General features: G+C 57.6%; 39 protein-coding genes and 1 pseudogene. 34 read left to right on the forward strand and 6 right to left on the reverse strand.

The genetic code is table 11. From position 1 onward, the window contains the following. Positions 1-38 precede the first annotated feature (38 nt). The 34 genes and pseudogenes from rpsJ (at position 39) to ON16_RS16190 (ending at position 16983) form a co-directional block, all read left to right on the forward strand. Entirely contained in the window at positions 39-350 is a 312-nt protein-coding gene (rpsJ, locus tag ON16_RS13055; RefSeq protein WP_040663481.1) for a 30S ribosomal protein S10, read from the forward strand. Between the two features lie 128 nt (positions 351-478). Beyond that, on the forward strand, positions 479-1198 hold the full coding sequence (rplC, locus tag ON16_RS13060; protein ID WP_040663484.1) for a 50S ribosomal protein L3: 720 nt from the start codon (positions 479-481) through the stop codon (positions 1196-1198). 18 nt (positions 1199-1216) lie between these two features. Next, complete coding sequence (gene rplD / locus ON16_RS13065; protein WP_040663487.1) at positions 1217-1840, forward strand: 50S ribosomal protein L4; 624 nt, start codon at positions 1217-1219, stop codon at positions 1838-1840. Next, positions 1840-2136: a 50S ribosomal protein L23 gene (gene rplW / locus ON16_RS13070; RefSeq protein WP_040663490.1), complete on the forward strand. Its 297-nt coding sequence runs from the start codon at positions 1840-1842 to the stop codon at positions 2134-2136. The genes rplD and rplW overlap by 1 nt, the downstream gene beginning before the upstream one ends. A 35-nt stretch (positions 2137-2171) precedes the next feature. After that, on the forward strand, positions 2172-3005 hold the full coding sequence (rplB, locus tag ON16_RS13075) for a 50S ribosomal protein L2 (protein ID WP_040663493.1): 834 nt from the start codon (positions 2172-2174) through the stop codon (positions 3003-3005). A gap of 15 nt (positions 3006-3020) precedes the next feature. Continuing rightward, positions 3021-3284: a 30S ribosomal protein S19 gene (gene rpsS, locus ON16_RS13080; protein ID WP_040663495.1), complete on the forward strand. Its 264-nt coding sequence runs from the start codon at positions 3021-3023 to the stop codon at positions 3282-3284. A 14-nt stretch (positions 3285-3298) separates the two neighbouring features. Next, positions 3299-3643, forward strand: coding sequence for a 50S ribosomal protein L22 (rplV, locus tag ON16_RS13085; protein ID WP_040663497.1), 345 nt, complete (start codon positions 3299-3301; stop codon positions 3641-3643). A gap of 18 nt (positions 3644-3661) precedes the next feature. Then, on the forward strand, positions 3662-4696 hold the full coding sequence (gene rpsC / locus ON16_RS13090; protein WP_040663499.1) for a 30S ribosomal protein S3: 1035 nt from the start codon (positions 3662-3664) through the stop codon (positions 4694-4696). Then, a complete protein-coding gene (gene rplP / locus ON16_RS13095; protein ID WP_040663501.1) occupies positions 4696-5133 on the forward strand; it encodes a 50S ribosomal protein L16 in 438 nt (145 codons plus the stop codon). Before rpsC ends, rplP begins: the two co-directional genes overlap by 1 nt. 1 nt (position 5134) lies before the next feature. Next, entirely contained in the window at positions 5135-5335 is a 201-nt protein-coding gene (gene rpmC / locus ON16_RS13100) for a 50S ribosomal protein L29 (RefSeq protein ID WP_040663503.1), read from the forward strand. 23 nt (positions 5336-5358) lie between these two features. After that, positions 5359-5616, forward strand: coding sequence for a 30S ribosomal protein S17 (gene rpsQ / locus ON16_RS13105; protein ID WP_040663784.1), 258 nt, complete (start codon positions 5359-5361; stop codon positions 5614-5616). A 14-nt stretch (positions 5617-5630) separates the two neighbouring features. Continuing rightward, the gene (gene rplN / locus ON16_RS13110) at positions 5631-5999 is read left to right on the forward strand and encodes a 50S ribosomal protein L14 (RefSeq protein ID WP_040663505.1); all 369 of its coding nucleotides are present in this window, start codon (positions 5631-5633) and stop codon (positions 5997-5999) included. A 14-nt stretch (positions 6000-6013) separates the two neighbouring features. Then, entirely contained in the window at positions 6014-6325 is a 312-nt protein-coding gene (gene rplX / locus ON16_RS13115) for a 50S ribosomal protein L24 (protein ID WP_040663507.1), read from the forward strand. A gap of 19 nt (positions 6326-6344) precedes the next feature. Beyond that, positions 6345-6884: a 50S ribosomal protein L5 gene (gene rplE, locus ON16_RS13120; RefSeq protein ID WP_040663509.1), complete on the forward strand. Its 540-nt coding sequence runs from the start codon at positions 6345-6347 to the stop codon at positions 6882-6884. Between the two features lie 15 nt (positions 6885-6899). Then, entirely contained in the window at positions 6900-7085 is a 186-nt protein-coding gene (locus tag ON16_RS13125; RefSeq protein WP_040663511.1) for a type Z 30S ribosomal protein S14, read from the forward strand. A 169-nt stretch (positions 7086-7254) separates the two neighbouring features. Beyond that, the gene (gene rpsH / locus ON16_RS13130) at positions 7255-7653 is read left to right on the forward strand and encodes a 30S ribosomal protein S8 (RefSeq protein ID WP_040663513.1); all 399 of its coding nucleotides are present in this window, start codon (positions 7255-7257) and stop codon (positions 7651-7653) included. A 15-nt stretch (positions 7654-7668) separates the two neighbouring features. Continuing rightward, positions 7669-8214: a 50S ribosomal protein L6 gene (gene rplF / locus ON16_RS13135; RefSeq protein ID WP_040663515.1), complete on the forward strand. Its 546-nt coding sequence runs from the start codon at positions 7669-7671 to the stop codon at positions 8212-8214. Between the two features lie 14 nt (positions 8215-8228). Next, positions 8229-8588, forward strand: a complete 360-nt coding sequence (gene rplR, locus ON16_RS13140; RefSeq protein ID WP_040663518.1) for a 50S ribosomal protein L18 — start codon at positions 8229-8231, stop codon at positions 8586-8588. Positions 8589-8606: 18 nt separating this feature from the next. Then, a complete protein-coding gene (gene rpsE / locus ON16_RS13145) occupies positions 8607-9107 on the forward strand; it encodes a 30S ribosomal protein S5 (RefSeq protein WP_040663520.1) in 501 nt (166 codons plus the stop codon). A 13-nt stretch (positions 9108-9120) separates the two neighbouring features. Continuing rightward, entirely contained in the window at positions 9121-9303 is a 183-nt protein-coding gene (gene rpmD, locus ON16_RS13150; RefSeq protein ID WP_040663522.1) for a 50S ribosomal protein L30, read from the forward strand. Positions 9304-9317: 14 nt separating this feature from the next. After that, entirely contained in the window at positions 9318-9758 is a 441-nt protein-coding gene (gene rplO / locus ON16_RS13155; RefSeq protein ID WP_040663524.1) for a 50S ribosomal protein L15, read from the forward strand. A 1-nt stretch (position 9759) separates the two neighbouring features. Beyond that, positions 9760-11130, forward strand: a complete 1371-nt coding sequence (gene secY / locus ON16_RS13160) for a preprotein translocase subunit SecY (protein ID WP_040663526.1) — start codon at positions 9760-9762, stop codon at positions 11128-11130. Between the two features lie 17 nt (positions 11131-11147). Beyond that, a complete protein-coding gene (locus ON16_RS13165) occupies positions 11148-11780 on the forward strand; it encodes an adenylate kinase (protein ID WP_040663528.1) in 633 nt (210 codons plus the stop codon). 7 nt (positions 11781-11787) lie between these two features. Next, positions 11788-12540, forward strand: a complete 753-nt coding sequence (gene map / locus ON16_RS13170; protein ID WP_040663530.1) for a type I methionyl aminopeptidase — start codon at positions 11788-11790, stop codon at positions 12538-12540. A 10-nt stretch (positions 12541-12550) separates the two neighbouring features. Then, positions 12551-12835, forward strand: coding sequence for a KOW domain-containing RNA-binding protein (locus tag ON16_RS13175; protein WP_040663532.1), 285 nt, complete (start codon positions 12551-12553; stop codon positions 12833-12835). Between the two features lie 3 nt (positions 12836-12838). Then, entirely contained in the window at positions 12839-13057 is a 219-nt protein-coding gene (gene infA, locus ON16_RS13180) for a translation initiation factor IF-1 (RefSeq protein ID WP_014116881.1), read from the forward strand. 60 nt (positions 13058-13117) lie between these two features. Further along, the gene (rpmJ, locus tag ON16_RS13185; protein WP_014116882.1) at positions 13118-13231 is read left to right on the forward strand and encodes a 50S ribosomal protein L36; all 114 of its coding nucleotides are present in this window, start codon (positions 13118-13120) and stop codon (positions 13229-13231) included. Between the two features lie 25 nt (positions 13232-13256). Further along, positions 13257-13622 carry a 30S ribosomal protein S13 gene (rpsM, locus tag ON16_RS13190; RefSeq protein ID WP_040663537.1) on the forward strand — a complete coding sequence of 122 codons (366 nt, stop codon included), beginning with the start codon at positions 13257-13259 and terminating at the stop codon, positions 13620-13622. 15 nt (positions 13623-13637) lie between these two features. Beyond that, on the forward strand, positions 13638-14045 hold the full coding sequence (gene rpsK / locus ON16_RS13195) for a 30S ribosomal protein S11 (protein ID WP_040663539.1): 408 nt from the start codon (positions 13638-13640) through the stop codon (positions 14043-14045). Positions 14046-14065: 20 nt separating this feature from the next. Next, positions 14066-14668 carry a 30S ribosomal protein S4 gene (gene rpsD / locus ON16_RS13200; RefSeq protein ID WP_040663541.1) on the forward strand — a complete coding sequence of 201 codons (603 nt, stop codon included), beginning with the start codon at positions 14066-14068 and terminating at the stop codon, positions 14666-14668. A gap of 87 nt (positions 14669-14755) precedes the next feature. Beyond that, positions 14756-15712, forward strand: a complete 957-nt coding sequence (locus tag ON16_RS13205; RefSeq protein WP_040663543.1) for a DNA-directed RNA polymerase subunit alpha — start codon at positions 14756-14758, stop codon at positions 15710-15712. 62 nt (positions 15713-15774) lie between these two features. Then, complete coding sequence (gene rplQ, locus ON16_RS13210; protein WP_040663546.1) at positions 15775-16119, forward strand: 50S ribosomal protein L17; 345 nt, start codon at positions 15775-15777, stop codon at positions 16117-16119. Positions 16120-16320: 201 nt separating this feature from the next. Continuing rightward, a pseudogene (locus ON16_RS16185) lies at positions 16321-16533 on the forward strand (GIY-YIG nuclease family protein); the annotation flags it as partial. Between the two features lie 102 nt (positions 16534-16635). Further along, on the forward strand, positions 16636-16983 hold the full coding sequence (locus ON16_RS16190; protein ID WP_040663786.1) for an arsenate reductase family protein: 348 nt from the start codon (positions 16636-16638) through the stop codon (positions 16981-16983). Positions 16984-17134: 151 nt separating this feature from the next. Here ON16_RS16190 and ON16_RS13220 read toward each other — a convergent pair whose 3' ends face one another. The 6 genes from ON16_RS13220 to modA all read right to left on the reverse strand — a co-directional run bounded on the left by ON16_RS13220 (position 17135) and on the right by modA (position 21926). Beyond that, positions 17135-17971, reverse strand: a complete 837-nt coding sequence (locus ON16_RS13220) for a deoxyribonuclease IV (protein ID WP_040663548.1) — start codon at positions 17969-17971, stop codon at positions 17135-17137. 34 nt (positions 17972-18005) lie between these two features. After that, positions 18006-18461, reverse strand: a complete 456-nt coding sequence (locus ON16_RS13225) for a hypothetical protein (protein ID WP_040663550.1) — start codon at positions 18459-18461, stop codon at positions 18006-18008. 189 nt (positions 18462-18650) lie between these two features. Further along, on the reverse strand, positions 18651-19151 hold the full coding sequence (locus ON16_RS13230) for a MogA/MoaB family molybdenum cofactor biosynthesis protein (protein ID WP_040663553.1): 501 nt from the start codon (positions 19149-19151) through the stop codon (positions 18651-18653). A 109-nt stretch (positions 19152-19260) separates the two neighbouring features. Beyond that, positions 19261-20307: a sulfate/molybdate ABC transporter ATP-binding protein gene (locus ON16_RS13235; protein WP_051131764.1), complete on the reverse strand. Its 1047-nt coding sequence runs from the start codon at positions 20305-20307 to the stop codon at positions 19261-19263. After that, positions 20307-20975 carry a molybdate ABC transporter permease subunit gene (gene modB, locus ON16_RS13240; protein WP_040663558.1) on the reverse strand — a complete coding sequence of 223 codons (669 nt, stop codon included), beginning with the start codon at positions 20973-20975 and terminating at the stop codon, positions 20307-20309. The genes ON16_RS13235 and modB overlap by 1 nt, the downstream gene beginning before the upstream one ends. A gap of 72 nt (positions 20976-21047) precedes the next feature. Beyond that, positions 21048-21926 (reverse strand): molybdate ABC transporter substrate-binding protein, encoded by an 879-nt coding sequence (modA, locus tag ON16_RS13245; RefSeq protein WP_040663560.1) that lies wholly within the window; start codon positions 21924-21926, stop codon positions 21048-21050. Positions 21927-21958: the final 32 nt, after the last annotated feature.

Genomic DNA, 21958 nt, shown 5'->3' on the forward strand with positions numbered 1-21958 from the left:
TACAAAAAACTATGTACGAAATTCAGGAGGAAACAAACATGGCAGAGAAGCAAATGATTCGCATTCGTCTGAAGGCCTATGACCATCAGGTCATCGACCAGAGCGCAGAGAAGATCGTCGAGACGGCCAAGCGCACCGGCGCAGAAGTCTCCGGCCCTATCCCTCTGCCCACCCGGAAAGAGGTCGTCACCATCCTGCGTGCCGTCCACAAGTACAAGGACAGCCGCGAGCAGTTTGAGCGCCGCACCCACAAGCGCCTCATCGACATCACCCGTTCCACTCCCAAGACTGTGGAAGCGCTGATGGCTCTGGAGCTGCCCGCGGGCGTTGAGATCGAAATCAAGCTGTAAGACCCCTTCCTATTTTATTCGTTGCTCACCCAATGTCCGCCGACTTGCGAGGCGGGCGGGTCATGTCGGCAGAGCAATGCGGCGCAGCCGTATCTAAGTCGACCAATAACCTTTAAGGAGGAACATACATGAAAGCAATCATCGGCAAAAAGGTCGGCATGAGCCAGATCTTTGATGAAAACGGTCACGTGATTCCCGTTACTGTGATCGAAGCGGGCCCCTGCGTGGTCACGATGAAGAAGACCGCTGAAAAGGATGGCTATGAGTCCGTTCAGCTGGGCTATGAAGACGTGCCCGAGCGGAAGCTCAACAAGCCCGAGATGGGCCATTTGACCAAGGCGGGCGTCAGCCCCAAGAAGCACCTGAAGGAGTTCAAGCTGGAGAATGCCGCCGAACTGAACATCGGCGATCTCGTCAAGGCGGACACCTTTAAGACTGGCGACTTCGTGGACGTGACCGGCACCAGCAAGGGCCACGGCTATGCCGGCGTTATCAAGCGCTGGGGCGCTCAGCGCACTCCCATGACCCACGGCGGCGGCCCTGTTCACCGTCACGCAGGTTCCATGGGCTCTTCTTCCGATCCTTCCAAGATTTTCAAGGGCAAGATTGGTGCGGGCCACATGGGCGTGGATCAGGTCACTGTGCAGAACCTGTCTGTTGTCAAGGTCGATCCCGAGCTGAACATGCTGGTCGTCTGCGGCGCTGTTCCCGGACCCAAGGGCAGCCTCGTCACCATCAAGAGCACGGTCAAGGTCCACAAGATCAAGCAGGCCGGTGCTGACATCAGCAAGAACCCGCAGAAGGCTTCCGGCCGCAACCCGCAGAAGGCTTCCGCAAGAAACAAGTAAGAAAGGGGTGCTTAGAATATGCCTAATGTTGAAGTTTTGAATATGTCCGGCGCAAAGGTCGGCGAAGTTACTCTGAGCGACGCCGTCTTCGGCATCGAGCCGAATGAGGCCGTTGTCCACGAGGCCGTGAAGAACCACCTCGCCAACTGCCGGCAGGGTACCCAGAGCGCCCTGACCCGCGCCGAGGTTTCCGGCGGCGGCAGAAAGCCCTGGCGTCAGAAGGGCACCGGTCACGCGCGTCAGGGTTCCACCCGCTCTCCCCAGTGGACCCACGGCGGCATCGTGTTTGCCCCGAAGCCCCGGGATTATTCCTATGTCCTGAACAAGAAGATGAAGCGTCTGGCGCTGAAGTCTGTTTTGTCTGCTAAGGCCGCGGACGGCGAGATCGTTGTGGTGGACACCATTAAGATGGACGCCATCAAGACCGCCGACTTCCGCAAGTTCCTGGACGCCGTCAAGGCCGACGGCAAGGCCATGGTGGTTATCCCTGAGAAGGACGACGTTGTCATCAAGAGCGCACGGAACATTCCCGGCGTCTCCACCACCACCGCCACCATCCTGAGCGTCTATGACATTCTGAATGCCAAGAAGCTGGTCATCGACCAGACCGCGCTCGCCAAAATCGAGGAGGTGTTCGCATAATGGCTACCAGTTACGACATCATCATTCGCCCGATCATCACCGAGCGCGCCATGTCCGGCACTGCCGAGAAGAAGTACGTCTTCGAGGTCGCCAAAGACGCAGGCAAGGTCGAGATCAAGAAGGCCGTTGAGGAAATCTTCGGCGTCAAGGTTAAGAGCGTCAACACGCTGACCGTCCCCGGCAAGGAAAAGCGCCAGGGAGCGGGCCGTCCCGGTATGACCAAGACCTGGAAAAAGGCCTATGTCCAGCTGAGCGACGAATCCAAGACCATCGAGTTCTTCGAGGGTATGGTCTAAGACCGGAACTGATTAAACTGAAGGAGTGTTAAGCGATGTCTATTAAAACTTTTAAGCCGACGACGCCTTCCAGAAGACAGATGACGGTCTCCGGTTTCGACGGCATTGACAAGAAAGCCAAGCCCGAGCCCAGCCTCACCGAGTCTCTGAAGAAGTCCTCCGGCCGCAACAGCTATGGCCGCATCACCGTCCGCCATCGCGGCGGCGGCAATAAGCGCAAGTACCGCATCATCGACTTCAAGCGCGACAAGCAGGGAACTGCCACGGTCCTGCGCCTGGAGTACGATCCCAACCGCAGCGCCAACATCGCCCTCATCCAGTATGAGGACGGCGAGAAGCGCTACATCCTGGCTCCCGTGGGCATGAAGGCCGGCCACAAGATCATGACCGGTCCCGACGCCGACATTCTGCCGGGCAATGCGCTGCCCATCGAGAAGATTCCCGTGGGTACCGTGATTCACAACATTGAGCTCCATCCCGGCAACGGCGCCCAGCTGGTGCGCTCCGCCGGTACCTCTGCTCAGCTGATGGCTAAGGAGAGCGGCGACGCTCAGATCCGTATGCCCTCCGGCGAAGTCCGGATCGTGCGGACCAACTGCTTGGCCACCATCGGTCAGGTCGGTAACATTGAGCACGAGAACATCAACATCGGCAAGGCCGGCCGCAAGCGCCACATGGGTTGGCGTCCCACGGTTCGTGGCTCTGTCATGAACCCCTGTGACCACCCCCACGGCGGCGGCGAGGGCCGCGCACCTGTCGGCCGTCCCGGCCCTGTGACGCCTTGGGGCAAGCCCGCGATGGGTTACAAGACCCGTAAGGGCAAGAACCCCACCAGCAAGTTCATCGTCAAGCGGCGGAACGAGAAGTAAGGAGGCAAGTAGAATATGAGCAGATCTGTCAAAAAAGGCCCGTATGTTGCCCCGGAGCTTCTTAAGCGGGTCGAGGAAATGAACAAGAAGAATGAAAAGCAGGTTTTGAAGACTTGGAGCCGCAGCTCCACCATCTTCCCCGCTTTCGTGGGCCACACCATTGCTGTCCATGACGGACGCAAGCATGTGCCTGTCTATGTCCAGGAGGACATGGTTGGCCACAAGCTGGGTGAGTTTGCCCCCACCCGGACTTTCCGCGGTCACGCCAAAGATAAATAAGGAGGATGCGAAATATGGAAACCAAAGAAGCTAAAGCCTATCTGCGCTATGTCCGCATCGCTCCCCGCAAGATTCAGATCGTTTGCGATCTGATCCGCGGCAAGGATGTGGGCACCGCCATGGCAATCTTGATGCAGACCCCCAAGGCTGCATCTGAGCCTCTGATGAAACTTCTGAAGAGTGCTGCCGCTAACGCGGAAAACAACTTCGCCATGGACCCCAGCAAGCTGTACGTCTCCGAGGTCTTTGCGACCCCCGGCCCCATCCTGAAGCGGATGATGCCCCGGGCACAGGGCCGTGCGTACCGCATCAATAAAAGAAGCTCGCACGTCACGCTGGCCGTGACGGAAAAGGCATAAGAGGGAGGAGACAGTTTTATGGGACAGAAAGTTAATCCCCATGGCATGCGCGTGGGTGTCATCAAAGACTGGGATTCCCGTTGGTATGCCAGTGATGAGAAGGTCGGCGATCTGATCGTTGAGGATCAGAAGATCCGCAAGTACCTGAAGAAGACCCTGTACGGCGCGGGCGTTCCCAAGATCGAGATCGAGCGCAGCAGCGACACGGTCACCATTTTCCTGCACTGCGCCCGTCCGGGCGTGGTCATCGGCAAGGGCGGCGAGCAGATCGAGCAGTATCGTCTGGCCGTTGAAAAGCTGGTGGGCAAGAAGGTCAAGCTGAACATCGTCGAGGTTCGTAACCCCGATATGGATGCGCAGCTGGTCGCTGAGAACATCGCACAGCAGCTGGAGAAGCGTATCTCTCATCGCCGTGCGATGAAGAACTCCATGGCTCGCGCCATGCGCGCTGGCGCCAAGGGTATCAAGTGTTGCTGCTCTGGTCGTCTGGGCGGCCGCGAGATCGCGGGCGTTGAGCACTATCACGAGGGCACCATCCCCCTGCAGACCATCCGTGCCGACATTGATTACGGCTTTGCGGAGGCTGCCACCACCTTTGGCCGCATCGGCGTGAAGGTTTGGGTTTACAAGGGAGAGGTTCTCTCTCAGACCCTGCGTACCACTCCTCGTACGATGGACACCACGAAGCCCTATCAGGAGCGTCGTGAGCGTCGTCCCCGCCGTGATGGCGACTTCCGTGGCGGCGATCGCCGTCCCGGTGGCTTCAACCGTGGAGGTCAGGGCGGTGGATTTAACCGTGGCGGTCAGGGCGGCGGATTCAACCGTGGTCCTGCCGGTCAGGGCGGCGGCTTCAATCGTGGTCCTGCCGGTCAGGGCGGCGGCTTCAACCGTGGTCCTGCCGGTCAGGGCGGCGGATTCAACCGCGGCCCCGCTGGCCAGGGCGGCTTTAACCGCGCACCTCAGGGCGGCTTCAACCGCACCAACACCACCCCTCGTCCGGCGGCTGCCCCTGCGGCCCCCGCTGAACCCAAGAAGGAAGGAGGAGCTGAATAATGCTTCTGCCCAAAAGAGTTAAGTATCGCCGTGTGCACCGCGGCCGCATGACCGGCAAGGCCATGCGCGGCAATACGGTGACTTACGGTGAGTTCGGCCTCCAGGCTATGGAGCCCGGCTGGATCACCAGCAACCAGATCGAGGCGGCTCGTATCGCCATGACCCGCTACACCAAGCGTGGCGGTCAGGTCTGGATCAAGATCTTCCCCGACAAGCCCGTTACGAAGAAGCCTGCCGACACCCGTATGGGTTCCGGTAAAGGTTCCCCCGAGTTTTGGGTTGCAGTTGTGAAGCCCGGCCGTGTCATGTTTGAGATTGCCGGTGTTCCCGAAGAGACCGCCCGTGAGGCTCTGCGTCTGGCCAGCCACAAGCTGCCCATCAAGACGAAGCTGATCGTCCGCGAGACTGCTTCGGAGGCTCAGGAAGCAGGTGAGTAAGATGAAGGCAAGTGAAGTTCGCAAGATGAATGCCGAGCAGCTCAATGAGAAGCTGACCGGACTGAAGAAGGATCTGTTTTTCCTGCGTATGCAGCACGCCACCAATCAGCTTGACAATCCCCTGAAGATCCGGGAGACCAAGCACGATATTGCCCGAGTCAAGACCGTGTTGCGGGAGCTTCAAGCTTCCGACAAGCAGTAAGGAGGTAAGTGAACATGAGTGAAATGGTGAGAACTTCCTCCCGGAAGACCAGAGTCGGCAAGGTTGTGTCCGATAAGATGGACAAGACCGTGGTCGTGGCGATCGAAGACCGTGTGGCCCATCCTCTGTATAAGAAGATCGTTGGCCGTACCTATAAGCTGAAGGCCCACGACGAGGAAAATGCCTGCGGCATTGGCGATAAGGTAAAGGTGATGGAGACCCGTCCCCTGTCCAAGGACAAGCGGTGGCGCGTGGTCGAGATCATTGAAAAAGCGAAGTAAGGAGGTGCCGAGTTATGATCCAACAGGAAAGTTATTTGAAGGTTGCCGATAATACCGGCGCCAAAGAGATCAAGTGCATCCGCGTTCTGGGCGGCTCCACCCGTAAGTTCGGCAACATCGGCGACGTCATCGTGGCGTCTGTCCGGAAGGCCCAGCCCGGTGGCACCGTGAAGAAGGGCGAAGTGGTCAAGGCCGTTATCGTTCGCAGCGCCAAGGGCGTTCGCCGTAATGACGGCACCTATGTCCGCTTTGACGATAACGCTGCCGTCCTCATCAAGGACGACCAGAATCCCAGAGGAACCCGTATCTTTGGGCCGGTTGCACGCGAGCTGCGCGACAAGGATTATATGAAGATCCTGTCCCTGGCTCCCGAAGTGATTTGAGGAGGACGCCTGATATGTCTATGAATATCAAAAAGGGCGACACCGTGGTCGTCCTCTCCGGCAAGGACCGGGGCAAGCAGGGTAAGGTCATGGGCAGCGTGCCCAAGACCAGCAAGGTCGTTGTGGAGGGCATCAACATGGTGACCTGCCACGTCAAGCCCCGCAAGCAGGGCGAGACCGGCGGCATTGTCAAGCGCGAGGCGGCAATCGCCTCCAGCAAGGTGCAGGTGGTTTGCCCCAAGTGCAACAAGGGCACCCGCGTTGCCCACAAGATTGAAAACGGCAAGAGCGTCCGCGTGTGCAAGCACTGCGGCGCCGAGCTGTAAGAAAGGGGAGTAGACGAGTATGGCAAGATTGAAAGAGAAGTACACCGCCGAAGTCGCTCCCGCGCTCATGAAGCAGTTTGGCTACAAGAGCGTTATGCAGATCCCCAAGATCGACAAAGTTGTCGTGAACGTGGGCTGCGGCGAGGCTCGTGAAAATGCGAAGGTTCTGGAGAACGTGGTGGGCGATTTGGCCCAGATCACCGGCCAGAAGCCCATTATCACCAAGGCCCGCAAGTCCATCGCAAACTTCAAGCTCCGTGAGGAGATGCCCATTGGCGCGAAGGTTACTCTCCGCGGCGCGAAGATGTGGGAGTTTTTGGACCGCCTGTTCAATGTGGCCCTGCCCCGCGTCCGTGATTTCCAGGGTATCAATGCTAACTCTTTCGATGGCCGCGGCAACTATGCTCTGGGCATCAAGGAGCAGCTGATCTTTCCGGAGATCGAGTACGATAAGATCGACAAGATCCGCGGTATGGATGTTGTCATCTGCACCACTGCCCACTCCGACGAGGAAGCCCGCGCCCTGCTTGAGCAGGTCGGCGCTCCCTTCGCGAAATAAGGAAGGAAGAGAAGAATGGCTAAAAAGTCTATGATTTTGAAGCAGCAGGCTCCCGCGAAGTTCTCTTCCCGGAAGTACAACCGCTGCAAGCTCTGCGGCCGTCCCCACGCCTATCTCCGGGACTACGGCATCTGCCGTATCTGCTTCCGTGAGCTGGCGTACAAGGGCGAGATCCCTGGCGTCCGGAAGGCGTCTTTCTAAGGCTGCCCCGGCAACACTTTGTGACTTTGAGCCGCAAGGCTCTGGTTAAAGGATGGCGAAAGGTCACTGTGAATTGAGCACCACGCTAGAGCGGACTGCTCCATTCATAGTGATACCTCGCTGCCTGAACGGTTTTAGGACCGTAACTCTAAAATAGGAGGATTTATCCATGCATATCACAGATCCGGTTGCGGATATGCTGACCCGCATCCGCAACGCAAACAGCGCAAAGCACGACACCGTTGATGTCCCCGCCTCCAATATGAAGAAGAGCATTGCTCAGATTCTGCTGGATGAGGGCTACATCAAGAGCTTTCAGATGGTGGAAGACGGCCTTCAGGGCGTGCTTCACATCACGCTGAAGTACAATGCCGGCAAGGAGAAGGTCATCACCGGCCTCCGCCGTGTCAGCAAGCCCGGCCTGCGCGTCTATGTGGGCGCAGAGGAGCTGCCCCGTGTGCTCCGCGGCCTGGGTATCGCGATCATTTCCACGTCTAAGGGCGTTGTAACCGACAAGAAGGCCCGCGAGCTGCATGTCGGCGGCGAAGTCCTGGCGTTCGTCTGGTAAGGAGGGTACTGAATCATGTCTAGAATTGGCAGAATGCCCATTACCGTTCCCGCCGGCGTTAGCGTCAACGTGGCCGAAGGTAATGTGGTCACCGTCAAGGGCCCCAAGGGTGAACTGACCCGGGCTCTGCGTCCCGAAATGATCATCAAGCAGGACGGCAACACGATCACCGTGGACCGTCCCTCCGAGGATAAGCTGCACAAGTCCCTGCATGGCCTGACCCGCACCCTGCTCCACAACATGGTGGAGGGTGTGACCAATGAGTTCGCTAAAGAACTCGAAGTCAACGGCGTGGGCTACCGTGTCGCCAAGGAGGGCAAGAACCTGGTCATGAACCTTGGTTTTTCCCATCAGGTGATTGTTTCCGAGATCGAGGGCATCACCATTGATGTTCCCGCTCCCAATAAAATTATCATTCGCGGCTGCGACAAGCAGGCTGTTGGCCAGTTCGCCGCTGAAGTCCGCGAGAAGCGTCCTCCCGAGCCTTATAAGGGCAAGGGTATCAAGTATGCTGACGAGGTCATCCGCCGCAAGGTTGGTAAGACCGGCGCCAAGAAGTAAGGAGGTGTGCCGAAATGATTAAAAGACCGAATACCAATGCTCAGCGCCTGAAGCGCCACAAGAGGGTGCGCTCCAAAATCTCCGGCACTGCCGCTGCTCCCCGTCTGAACGTGTTCCGCAGCGAGGCCAACATCTATGCCCAGATTATCGACGACGTGAAGGGCGAGACTCTGGTCGCCGCGTCTTCTCTGGATAAAGAGATCGCTGGTTACGGCGGCAACATCGCCGCTGCCACCGCAGTTGGCAAGCTCGTTGCAGAGCGGGCCAAGGCGAAGGGGATCGAAAACGTTGTTTTTGATCGTGGCGGTTATCTGTACCATGGCCGTGTTCAGGCACTGGCCGACGGCGCCCGCGAGGGCGGCCTGAAGTTTTAATCGGAGGAGGTAAACAACATGCCTAGATTTGAAAGAGAACCCAGCGAGTATGCCGAGAAGGTTGTTGCCCTCAACCGAGTTTCCAAAACTGTTAAGGGCGGCCGCGTGATGAAGTTCTCCGCTCTGGTCGTTGTCGGCGATCAGAAGGGCAAGGTCGGCTATGGTTTGGGCAAGGCCGCCGAAGTTCCCGAGGCGATTCGCAAGGGCCTGGAGTCCGCAAAGAAGAACATGATTACCGTGACGCTGTCCGGTTCCACGATTCCCCATGAGGTGATCGGTGAAGCCGGCGCAGGCCGCGTGCTGATGAAGCCCGCAGCCCCCGGTACCGGCGTGATCGCCGGCGGCGCTGTTCGTGCCGTCGTGGAAGCTGCCGGAATTAAGGATATCCGTACTAAATGCCTGCGCTCCAACAACGCTAACAACGTGGTTGCAGCCGCATTCGAGGGCCTGAAGTCCATGCGTGGACCTGAGGAAGTGGCCCGTATTCGCGGCAAGAGCGTCAGCGATATTGTGGGTTAAGGAGGGGCTTAAAATGGCAAACTTGAATATTAAGCTCGTCAAGAGCCTGAACGGTCGTCTGGAAAAGCAGATTCTGACCGCCCATTCCCTGGGCCTGCGTAAGATCGGTGACATCACCGTGCAGCCCGACAACGACCAGACCCGCGGCAAGATCGCCAAGATCGGCTATCTGCTGCAGGTCGCTGAAGTGAAATAAGGAGGCACGGAAACATGAAACTCAACGAACTGTCTCCCGCCGAAGGCTCCGTCCAGTCTGCTTACCGCAAAGGCCGGGGTGCCGGCAGCGGCAACGGCAAGACCGGCGGCCGCGGCCACAAGGGCCAGAAGGCCCGTTCCGGCGGCAAGGTCCGCGTCGGATTCGAAGGCGGCCAGATGCCTCTGGCTCGCCGCGTTCCTAAGCGCGGCTTCAACAACATCTTTGCAAAGCCCCTTGAGATCATCAATCTCAGCGCTCTGAACGCTTTTGAAGACGGCGAAACCGTCACCGCAGAAGCGCTGCTGAGCAAGGGCATCCTTTCCAAATGCACCTATGGATTCAAGGTGCTGGGCAACGGCAAGGTCACCAAGAAGGTGACGGTGCAGGCCTCTGCCTTCTCCGCGTCTGCCAAGGAGGCAATCGAGGCAGCCGGCGGAAAGGCCGAGGTGAAGTAACGTGATCCAAACGATTCGCAAAGCATGGGGTATCCCCGAGCTGCGGAAGAAGATCATTTTCACTTTGCTGATTTTGCTCATTTTCCGCATCGGTAACGCCATCACCGTTCCCTATGTGGATGTGGCGACACTGTCCAGCTATCTGAACAGCCAGTCCACCACAATTTTGGGACTGTATAACGTGATGAGCGGCGGCGCGTTCGCCCAGGCCACGGTCTTCGCATTGAGCATTCAGCCCTATATCAACAGCTCCATCATCATCCAGCTGCTGACCGTTGCCATTCCCGCTCTGGAGCGGCTGGCAAAGGACGGCGGCGAGGAAGGCCGGAAGAAGATCCAGTCCATCACCCGGTATGCGACGGTTGCCATTGCAATTTTGCAGGCTTTCGGCTACTATATGATCATGAAGCGGTACGGCATTTTGACCGACACCAGTATTTGGGCTGCATTGGTTATCATGGTATCCTTTATCGCGGGTTCTTCCTTCGTCATGTGGATGGGCGAGCAGGTCACGGAATTCGGTATCGGCAACGGTATCTCCATCATCCTGTTTGCAGGTATCCTGTCCCGCGTTCCCAGCATGGTGTCCAGCATGGCCACCGGCGTGAGCACTTGGTCCGGCATTCGGAGCGGGAGCCTCACCGCGGATACGCTGACCTCTGCCGGTTATACGGCGGCACAGGCGCAGAACGTGCTGAATCAGTCGCTGGCTCCTTGGGGTGTGGCACTGATCGTGGTCGGTATTCTGGCACTGATTGTGTTCATCGTCTTCATCAACGGCGCCGAGCGCCGCATTCCCGTCCAGTATGCCAAGCGGCAGGTGGGCCGGAAGATGTACGGTGGCCAGACCTCTACGCTTCCCATGAAGGTGAATATGTCCGGCGTTCTGCCCATCATCTTCGCGCAGTCCATCGCCTCCCTGCCGGCCACCATCATGGCGTTTACCGGCGTGGGTGAGGAGGGAACCTTCAGCTATGCGCTGTCTCAGTTCCTGGATACCAAGTCCATCCTCTATATGGTGGTGTACTTCATCCTGATTATTGGCTTCAGCTATTTCTACTCCACTATTCAGTTCAATCCCGTAGAAATTGCCAACAACCTGAAAAAGCAGGGCGGCTTTATCCCCGGTTTCCGTCCTGGCAAGCCCACTGTGGACTTCATTAAGAAGGTTTTGAGCAAAGTGACGCTCTTTGGCGCCATCTATCTGGGCATTGTGGCTCTGTGCCCCCTGATTGCGGGCAAGGCCCTGAACAGCAGCTCTCTGGGAATTGGCGGTACTTCCGTCATCATTATCGTCGGCGTTGCGCTGGAAACAGTGCAGGCCTTGGAGTCTCAGATGCTGATGCGCCAGTATAAGGGCTTCCTGGAATAAGAAAGAGGCGAAATGGAATGAAACTGATCTTATTGGGCGCTCCCGGCGCCGGTAAAGGCACACAGGCCGAAATCCTGTGTAAAGAGTTTTCCATTCCCACGATTTCAACCGGCAATATTCTCCGCGCGGCCATTAAAAATGGAACACCTACCGGCCTGAAGGCAAAGGCCTTCATGGACGCGGGCAAGCTGGTTCCGGATGACGTCATTATCGGCGTCATCACGGACCGGCTGGCGGAGGCGGATTGCGCAGGCGGCTATATTCTGGACGGGGTGCCCCGCACCATCGCTCAGGCAGAGGCGCTTGAAAAGGCCGGAATCAACTTTGATGATGTGGTTTCCATTGAGATCTCCGATCAGGAGATCGAGGAGCGCATGGCGGGCCGCCGGGTGTGCGAGCACTGCGGAGCCAGCTTTCATGTGGTCGCTGTCCCTCCGAAAAAAGAGGGCATTTGCGACAAGTGCGGCGGCAAGTTGAGCCGCCGGCACGACGATGACCCCGAGGTGGTGGAGCACCGCTTGGAGGTCTATCACAAAGAGACAGAGCCGCTGAAGGACTTCTATAAGTCCCGGGGCGTTCTGAAGTCTGTGGAGAACCAGTCCAGCGTGGCTGCCACCTCACAGGCGATCCTCCACGCGTTGGGGAGATGAGATTAGAATGATTATTCTCAAATCCTCAGAGGAGATCGACTTGATGCGCCGAGCGGGAAAACTTACCGCGGCTGCCCGTGCCTTGGCAGGGGAATTGGTAAAGCCCGGCGTAACAACCCAGGAGATCAACGACGAAGTGGAGCGATTTATTCGCAAAGCGCACGCGGTGCCGTCCTTCCTGCATTATCAGGGGTATCCGGCGTCCGTCTGCATCAGCGTCAACGACGAGATCATCCACGGCATTCCCGGCAAACGGGTGCTGCAAGAGGGCGATATTGTCAGCGTGGATGTGGGCGCATACATCGGCGGGTTCCACGGCGACTGCGCGGCAACTTTTGCCTGCGGACAGATTGCCCCGGAGGCTCAGGATCTGATCGATGTGACCAGACAGAGCTTTTTCGAGGGAATTGCGCAGGCAAGAGAAGGCAACCGTATCGGAGATATCTCCGCAGCGGTGCAGGCTTATGTGGAATCCCGCGGGTATTCCATCGTGCGGGAATACGTCGGACATGGTGTCGGCGCGAACATGCACGAATCCCCAGAAATCCCCAATTACGGTCACCCCGGCCGGGGTCCCAGACTCTTGCGGGGAATGACCCTTGCGGTCGAACCCATGGTAAACGGCGGTTCTGCCTCCATTTACCAAATGAGCGATGGTTGGACGGTCCGCACTGCGGACGGAAAGAACGCCGCCCACTATGAAAACACGATCCTGATTACCGACGGTGAGCCGGAAATTTTGACGGCCCCTGCGATTTGAGAGAGCGCGTATGGAGATCGCAAAATCTAATATTGTACGATCGAATGCCGGCAGAGACCGGGGAAAGCTGTTTTGCGTGATGAGCGTGGAAGGGGAGTACCTGTTGTTGGCAGACGGCAAATCGCGGAAGGTTGAGTCGCCAAAGCGCAAAAAGCGCAGACACGTGCTTTTTGTTGCGGATGACGACACCCGCCTTTCCGCAAAGATCAAGGGCGAAGAAAAAGTCACAAACAGTGAACTTCGCAGAGCCCTCGCGGAATACCGCGAGGAGGTTCATCCGGACCAGGAGGGATAAGGCTTGGCAAAATCCGATATGATCGAAGTAGAGGGCGTTGTGGTCGAATCCATGCCCAACACCACATTCAAAGTGGATATCGGCAATGGACACACGATTTTAGCGCATATCTCCGGAAAACTCAGAATGAATTTCATCAGGATCCTGCCTGGCGACAAGGTCACGGTGGAAATGTCCCCCTACGACCTGACCCGAGGCCGGATCACCTGGCGTACTAAGTAACAACACTGCCCGCGCCGCATCTTGCGGCTGGGAACAAAAGCTGAAAGGAATGGTTAGACAATGAAGGTAAGACCGTCCGTGAAGCCCATGTGCGAAAAGTGTAAGGTCATTCGCCGCAAAGGCCGGGTCATGGTCATTTGCGAGAACCCCAAGCACAAGCAGAGACAGGGCTAATTAAATATGGAGGTGCTTTAAGACTATGGCACGTATCGCCGGCATTGACCTGCCGAAGGATAAGCGGATCGAGATCGGACTGACTTATATCTACGGAATCGGCAGAAAGAGCGCCAAGGATATCTTGGCGCAGACGGGTATCAACCCCGACATCCGCGTGAAGGATCTGACAGACGCCGATGAGCAGAAGCTCCGCGACGCTATCGAGACCTATTCCGTGGAAGGCGACCTGCGTCGCCAGACCGCACTGGACATTAAGCGCCTGACGGAGATCGGCTGCTATCGCGGCGTCCGTCATCGCAGAGGTCTGCCTGTCCGCGGACAGCGCAGCAAGACCAATGCGCGTACCCGCAAGGGTCCTAAGAAGACCATTGCGAACAAGAAGAAGTAAGGAAGGAGAACGAAAATGGCAACAGCTAAAGCAGCAGCCGGCAAGAAAGTTGTCCGGCGCCGTCGCGAAAAGAAGAATATCGAACGTGGTCAGGTCCATATCCGTTCTTCTTTCAATAACACCATGGTGACTGTCACTGATTCGCAGGGCAATGCGCTCTCCTGGGCTTCCTCTGGCGGCCTCGGCTTCCGTGGAAGCAAGAAGTCCACGCCCTTTGCGGCCCAGACTGCAGCGGAAACTGCGGCAAAGGCCGCCATGGAGCACGGACTGAAGACCGTCGAGGTCTTCGTGAAGGGACCCGGTCAGGGCCGCGAGGCCGCGATCCGGGCACTGCAGGCCGTGGGTCTGGAAGTGACGATGATTAAGGACGTCACCCCGATCCCCCACAACGGCTGCCGTCCCCCGAAGCGTCGCCGTGTCTGATTTGAAGGAGGTAAAACTTTATGGCTAAGAATATGCAGCCCATTGCCAAGCGCTGCAAGACTCTGGGCATTTCTCCTGCCGTGATGGGTTACGCCAAGAAAGACACAAAGCGTAATCCCGGCGGCCAGATGAGAAAGAAGAAGAGCGAATACGCGACCCAGATGAACGAGAAGCAGAAGGTCAAGTTTATTTACGGCATTCTGGAAAAGCAGTTCCACAGCTACTATGAAGCGGCTGTGGCGACCCCGGGCAAGACCGGCGACAACCTGCTGATCACCGTGGAGCGCCGTTTGGACAACGTTGTGTACCGTATGGGCTTTGCCATGACTCGCCGTGAGGCCCGTCAGCTGGTGAGCCATGGGCACTTCACCGTCAACGGTAAGAAGGTTAACATCGCTTCTTATTTGGTTAAGGCCGGAGACGTGATCGAGGTTGTGGAATCCAGCCGCTCCTCTGTTGCGTTCAAGCGTCTGGTTGGTGAGAACGCCGTGATGTTCCTGCTGCCCGCATGGCTGGAGCGTGAGAAGAATACCCTCAAGGGCACTGTTACTCGGATGCCCACCCGCGAGGATATCGATCTTCCCATTGAGGAACACCTCATCGTCGAGTTGTACTCCAAGTAATTGGAGGACGCCCTCAAAGATGACAGGAACCGAACGCAGCCTGCTGTTTAGCTTGGCTGCAATGAGAAGATGAAGGAGGGTAACTGCATGATCGAAATCGAAAAGCCCCAGATCGAGTGTATCGAAGCTCCCGGTGATATCACCTACGGTAAGTACGTGGTGGAGCCGCTGGAGCGGGGCTATGGCACCACGCTGGGCAATGCGCTTCGCCGCATTATGTTGTCGTCTTTGCCCGGCACCGCTGCGACCTCCATCAAGATCGCCGGCGTCCAGCACGAATTTTCCACCATCCCCGGAGTCAAGGAGGATGTGACGGAGATCGTCCTGAATATCAAGGGCCTTCTGACCAAACTCCACGGCGAGAGCGGGAAGACGGTCTATGTCGAGGCAGTTGGCCCCTGTGAGGTCACTGCCGGGGATATCAAGGCTGACGGCGAGGTGGAGGTCCTGAATCCCGAGCTCCACATTGCCACGCTGGATAACGGCGCAACGCTGAATATGGAAATCACCCTGTCTCACGGCCGGGGTTATGTGTCTGCGGACAAGAACAAGCAGTCCATGAGCCAGCAGGTGATCGGCGTGATCCCCATTGATTCGATCTATACCCCGGTGTATAAAGTCAACTACACTGTGGAGCCCACCCGCGTGGGTACGTCCAGCGACTTCGACAAGCTGACGCTGGAAGTCTGGACCGATGGAACTATTTCCGCCCGGGACGCTGTGTCCTTGGGTGCCAAGATTCTCTGCGATCACTTCACCCTGTTCACCGATCTCTCTGAGAACGTGGGCAGCAAGCCCACGGTGGTGGAAAAGGGTGAGACGCAGAGGGACAAGGTTTTGGAGATGACCATTGAAGAGCTGGATCTCAGCGTGCGCAGCTTTAACTGCCTCAAGCGCGCCAACATCAACACCGTCGAGGACTTGATCTCCAAGACCGAAGACGAGATGATGAAGGTTCGTAATCTGGGCCGCAAGTCCCTTGAGGAAGTGATCAATAAGCTGGCCATGATGGGTCTGTCTCTGGCAGACGAAGAGAACAACTGACTTTTTAATGCCCGGCGGGAGACCGCCGGGGCAGAAAATTCCCGATAAGGAGGAATACCGAAATGCCCGGAACCCGTAAACTCGGTAAGACAACGGACCAGCGTATGGCGATGCTTCGCCAGCAGGTCACCGATTTCCTGGACAAAGGCACCATGGAAACCACCGTTACCCGTGCCAAGGAGATCAAGCCTTTGGCCGAGAAGATGATTACCTTGGGGAAGAAGAATGATCTGGCTGCTTATCGTCAGGCCATGAGCTTTATCACCCGCGAGGATGTGTGCAAGAAGATCTTCAAGGAGCTTGCCCCCACCTATGCGGAGCGCAACGGCGGTTATACCCGCATCGTTCGTACCGGCGTCCGTCGCGGCGATGCCGCTGAGACGGCCATTATTGAACTTGTGAAGTAAAGCGTTCAATCTCCCTAACAAATAGTCTAAAAGCTCTTTCCCATGTGGTTTGCCCATGGGAAAGGGCTTTTGCTTTGCCCTGCAAGAATTGGTCCCATTTTCCATAAGAAACCTTTCCGGTTGTGGGGAATCTTGCATCACAGGTGGGTTTTATGCTACAATACCAGCAACGAGATGAGTGGACGGGGTGGAAACGGCGAGATGTATTACGTGTATTTGCTGCGCTGTGGGGATGGTTCCCTTTATGCCGGCATCACCACCGACCTGACCCGCCGCCTTGCGGAGCATCAAGGACAGGGTGGAAAGGGTGCAAAATATACCATCGCTCACCGCGCTGTTCAAATGGAGGGCGCGTGGACGGCGGCAGATCGCTCCGCCGCATCCCGGCTGGAATATCGCATCAAGCATCTGAGCCGTGCGGAGAAGGAGCGTCTGCTTTTGGGACAGGCCCCGGACTGCTTAGACCTGACTGGCTATACGCGGCTTTCCATGAAATTGACGGGAGGAATTCGAGAGATGTTGTTTGTATGTTATCCAAAATGCTCCACTTGCGCAAAGGCAAAGGTGTTACTGGACGCGCGAGGGCTTTCCTACGATTCGAGGGACATTAAGGAGGAGCGGCCTACGGAGGCGGAGCTGCGGGCATGGCACGCTAAAAGCGGCTTGCCGCTAAAACGCTTTTTCAATACCAGCGGCCTTGTCTATAAGGCGCTAGGGCTTTCCGCAAAGCTGACGGACATGAGTGAGGACGAGCAGTTTGCCTTGCTGGCGACAGATGGAATGTTGGTGAAGCGTCCCATTCTCGTGGGAGATGAATTTGTATTGGTAGGCTTCCGCGAGAGCCAGTGGGAAGAGAAGCTGTGAGTGCGGCTCACTGAAAATGCGGAACACCTATTTTCCAAAAAGAAAGAAATGGCCGCCCAACAGGGCGGCCATTTTTGTTCAAAGACTGGGACGATAAACCACTCTTGCGAAGAACGGGGCGGCGAAACGCCGTTGGGCCTCTTGCGAACCTTCAGTCTTGATATACGCTTTTCAGCAGAGAAATTTCCCGTCCGTATCCGCTCACATCCTCCTGTGGTGTTTCCAGATAGAAGGGCAGGTTTCGAAGGCTGGGATGATTGATGAGGGCCGTGAAGGCCGAAAGGCCAATGCTGCCCTCCCCTATTTTTTCATGGCGGTCCTTGTGGCTGGAAAACGGATTTTTGCTGTCGTTCAAGTGGATGGCCCGCAGACGGTCAAGGCCCACGGTCCGCTCAAAGGCATTCAGCACGCCGTCCAGATCGTTTACCAGATCATATCCGCCGTCGTAGACGTGGCAGGTGTCCAGACACACGCCCAAAAGCTCCGGGTGCTCCACGCGGTCAATAATGGACCGCAGTTCCTCAAAAGTGCGGCCCACCTCGCTGCCCTTGCCCGCCATCGTCTCAAGAAGTACCGTGGTGGATTGTCCGGGCCGCAGAACCGCGTTCAGCGCCTCCGCAATCAGAGCAACGCCCACGTCGAGCCCCTGCTTGACATGGCTGCCGGGATGGAAGTTATAGAGACTGCCGGGGAGGTGCTCCAGCCGCGCAAGATCGTCCGCCATGGTATTTAGGGCAAATTCCCGAAGTCCGGGATCAGCGGCGCAGCAGTTCAGCGTATAAGGCGCGTGGGCCAGAATGGGGAACAGGCCGTGTTCTTCCGCAAAGGCGCGGTAAGCGGCGATATCCGCCTCGTTCAGCGGTTTTGCCGCTCCGCCCCGGGGGTTGCGGGTAAAGAACTGGAAGGTGTTGGCGCCGATTTCCACCGCCGTTTTCCCCATGGACAAAAAACCCTTGGAGGAGGAGAGATGACATCCAATTTTCAGCATGTGAGGTCCTTTCATCAGTGAATATTTGAGCAACTCAGTCCCAGGGGTCCTTGTCGCCCCATATTTTTTTGAAGCGAAGCGGTTTCTTTTCCGACTTGACCGGTTTCGCAGGTTCGGGCGCTTCAGAAGCTGCGGAAATCGCTGTGTCATCTTCCGTGGGGCTGTCCAAATAGGCTTTGGGAAGGCCGCACAGCGGGCAGATTTCATCATTCCGGGGATGTTCCTTTTTGCAGCGGGGACAGGTGATGTGCGCGCTGTTCCCCGGTACGTAATACGGATTTGTCGTTTTTGCGGGAACAGGTTCCGGGAGAACGCTGCTACAGTCATAAAACTCCACCTTGCGGCATTTCGGGCAGATATAGAGATCCAGCTCCGGGCCCTCGTCACAGAAGAACACGGAGCGGGGGTCGGTGGTAAAATCCTTGCGCATCCTAAAGACCATAGGCGTTCCACAGCGCAGGTAGTCCAAAGACCGCGCGTTTGCATCCATAAAAAACCTCCTGATTTGCGTCAAATCCGCGCGGTACTCCGATTTAAAAATTTCGTGCGTTTATCGGAAAGGGAGGGCCGCAGCGATACAGGTTACGAGGATACTGTCATTATAGCACGCCTGCGGGTGACTGGCAAGGACACAAACGCGGCTCCGCCCATTCAGCAGAGCCGCGTTGGCTTCGTTTACTCAGTCCGTTAATTTGGCACAGTCCGCCGCTTCGCCGGAGAGCATTTGCAGCCCGTGGCCCAGCGTGGGAAGAACGGCCTCCAGATTCTCCTTGGCCGCCTTGGGGCTTCCCGGCAGGTTCACGATCAGAGTCCCACCTCGGATGCCCGCCGCCGCCCGGGACAGCATGGCCCGGGGCGTGATTGCAAGAGAGGCGGCCCGCATGGCCTCCGGGATGCCGGGCGTCATACGCTGACAGACGGAGCAGGTTGCTTCCGGCGTTACATCCCGGGGAGCAAAGCCGGTTCCGCCGGTGGTGAGGATCAGCTGCACCTCTCCTATGTCCGCCCATTCCCGCAGAAAACGGGCGATCTCCGCCTGCTCATCCGGGACGATGGCGGTACGCAAAACTTCATAGCCCGCGTCTTGCAGCAGAGCGGAAATCAGAGGCCCGCCCTCGTCGGGGCGCTCTCCCCGGGAACTGCGATCACTGACGGTCAAAACCGCGGCTTTCCAATTCATTGAATCCTCCTGACCCGCGCCGAGTAAGCGGCGCGCAGCGTGTAAGTGTATTTAGGGCGACACAGCACAATACGCCTGCGGTATTTTGCAAAGATTTTGTAGTATCACCTCAAGATTTTTGCAGTAGCAAAATATCTTCGGGCCGGACGGCGACGGTGACAGTTTTTTCTCCATCATGAGCCCCCCACGCGGCCTTGTCAAGCTCCATCCGCAGCAGCGGCGCGTCTATCGCCGAACCGGAGGGCAGCAGCAGGACGATGGAACTGAACACGTCGTCGATCACCTTCACCACATTGCAGGAAAAGGAATTTACCTCATCCTTCGCGGCAAAGTGGACGTGGTGGGACCGGATGCCTGCCACGGTGGTCTTCGGCGGGACGGCACGGCGGCAGGAGAGCGTCAATCCCCATTCAGGTAGGAAAACATCCTCGTCCTTAGGGCTTGCGGCGGCAAAGTTCTTGCAGCCGGATAGCCGGGCGGCGGACTCCGTTCCCGGAGCAAGGAACAGCGCCTCGCGGGACTGAACTGGCTGCGTATGCCCGCCGTCCATCACACAGACCCGACGGCAGTTGCGCCAAGCCTCGCCCCGGTCGTGAGTGACCCACAGCACCGTGCCGGGAAAGGCGGCAAGGGTTTCCGAAAGCTCCAGCTCCAGCTGGTATTTCAGGTAGCTGTCCAATGCGGAAAACGGCTCGTCCAGCAGGATTGCCTGGGGCTGCGAGGCGAAAATACGGGCCAGCGCCGCGCGCTGCTGCTGCCCCCCGGAAAGGGCGGCGGGCCGCTTGGCGGCCACGTCCTCCAGTCGGAACTGGCGCAGCTTTTCCGCCACGGCAGTCTCGCGTGATGTGCTGTCCCGAACGGCCACGGCGATATTTTGCGCCACCGTCATGTTGGGGAAGAGAGCGTACTGCTGAAAGAGATACCCAACGTTTCGCTTTTGAGGAGGAAGATCAATTTTCCCAGCGCTGTCGAACAGCACTTGTCCATCCAGCTCAATTCGGCCCTCGTCCGGGCGGAGAATGCCCGCGATGCACTTGAGTGTCACGGATTTGCCGCAGCCGGAGGCACCCAGAAGCGCCAGAGCCTCGTTTTCCGCAGAGAACTGGGATTCCAGCAGAAAAGAGCCCATGCGCTTGCGAATATCGACGTGAAGCATCAGCGCCGCCCTCCTCTCTGCCGGGATTCCAGCAGATTTACCGCCAGCAGCACCACGGCGGAGATGGCCAGATTCACCAGCACCCATTGGGTGGCTCCCGCATCGTCCCCGGTGCGCCAGAGCTGATAAACGGTGGTGGAGATGGTGGCGGTGCGTCCGGGTGTGTACCCGGCGATCATGGACGTGGCGCCGTATTCCCCCAGTGCACGGGCAAAGGCCAGCACGGTCCCCGCCAAGATTCCCTGCTTGCAATAGGGCATCCGCACACGCCAGAAAATATACGAATTGGAAAGGCCCAGCGTCCGTCCCGCGTCCGCCAGCGTCTCGTCAAAGGACTCAAAGGCGCCCCGGGCCGTGCGGTACATCAGGGGAAAGGCCACCACCACCGTGGCGAAAATGGCGCTCCACCAAGTCATGACCAGCTTCGTGTCGAAGTGGGCCAGAAACCAACCGCCAACCACGCGGTTTGGACCCAGCAGACGCAGCAGAAGATACCCGACCACCGTGGGCGGCAGAACCAGCGGCAGCGTCAGCACCACGTCCAGCACGCCCTTTACAAGGCGGGGCAGGCGGGCAATGTAATAAGCCGCCAAAAGCCCTAGAAAAAACACGGCAACCGTGGAGATGGCGGAGATACGCAGGGAGTTATAAAGGGGATACCAGTCCATGGGGAACCTCCTGAATGATACTGAAAGGCCGGGCAGAACTTCTGCCCGGCTTTCAGTTTACCAGATTTTAAATTACTTCACAACCGTGAAACCCACGGATTCAAAAATCGCGGCGCTCTCAGCGGTGGTCAGATAATCGAGGAATGCCTTTGCCTCAGCGGGATGCTGAGAACCGGACAGAACGGCGGCGGGGTAGATCACCTGACCGCACATCTCGGCGGTGGCGCTGTCCACCACGGTAAGACCGGCGGAGGCGGCGTCTGTGGCATAGATCACGCCGCAGTCCACAGTTCCCTCGCTGACCTGCGTGGTGACTTCCTTCACGTTGGAGCCGTAAGTCAGAACGCCGGCGGTGTTCAGTGCGTCTTCCTCAAGCCCGTAGAAAGAGAAAATCTTCTGGGTGTACTGGCCCACGGGCACGTCGCTGTTGCCCATCGCCAGCAGAATGTCGCCGCTCTTCAGGTGCTCGGCCAGCTGGTCAAAGCTCTCAATTCCCTTGGGATTGCCTTCGGGAACCACCAGCGTCACCTTGTTTTCCAGCAGGTTGATGCGGGTGGAGGCGTCGATCATATCCAGACCGTCGGGATTCTTGTCCGCATCGTCCTTCAAGGAACCGTCCAGCGCGTTCATCTGCTTCTGGGCGGCGGAGATGAAGAGATCGCAGTCCGCGCCTTCTTTGATCTGGGTCAGCAGGGTGCCGGAGGACTCATAGGTGGGGATCACGGTTACGTTGGGGGCTACGGTTTTATAGGCTTCGATGATCTGGTCGATGGTTTCCGTCATGGATGCGGCGGCAAAGACGATGATTTCCACCGGCTCGCCTGCGGGAGCGGAAGATGCCGAACCGGAGCCGGACGCGGAACCGGAGGATGCTGCGGGAGCGGTCGCGCCGCAGGCGGCCAGAGCCAGAGACATGGCCAGAGCCAAGGTCAGTGCAAGTGCTTTTTTCATGTGTACAAAACTTCCTTTCTTATGTTGGTGGC

The sequence above is a fragment of the Oscillibacter ruminantium GH1 genome, assembly GCF_000307265.1.
GTDB lineage: Bacteria > Bacillota > Clostridia > Oscillospirales > Oscillospiraceae > Oscillibacter > Oscillibacter ruminantium.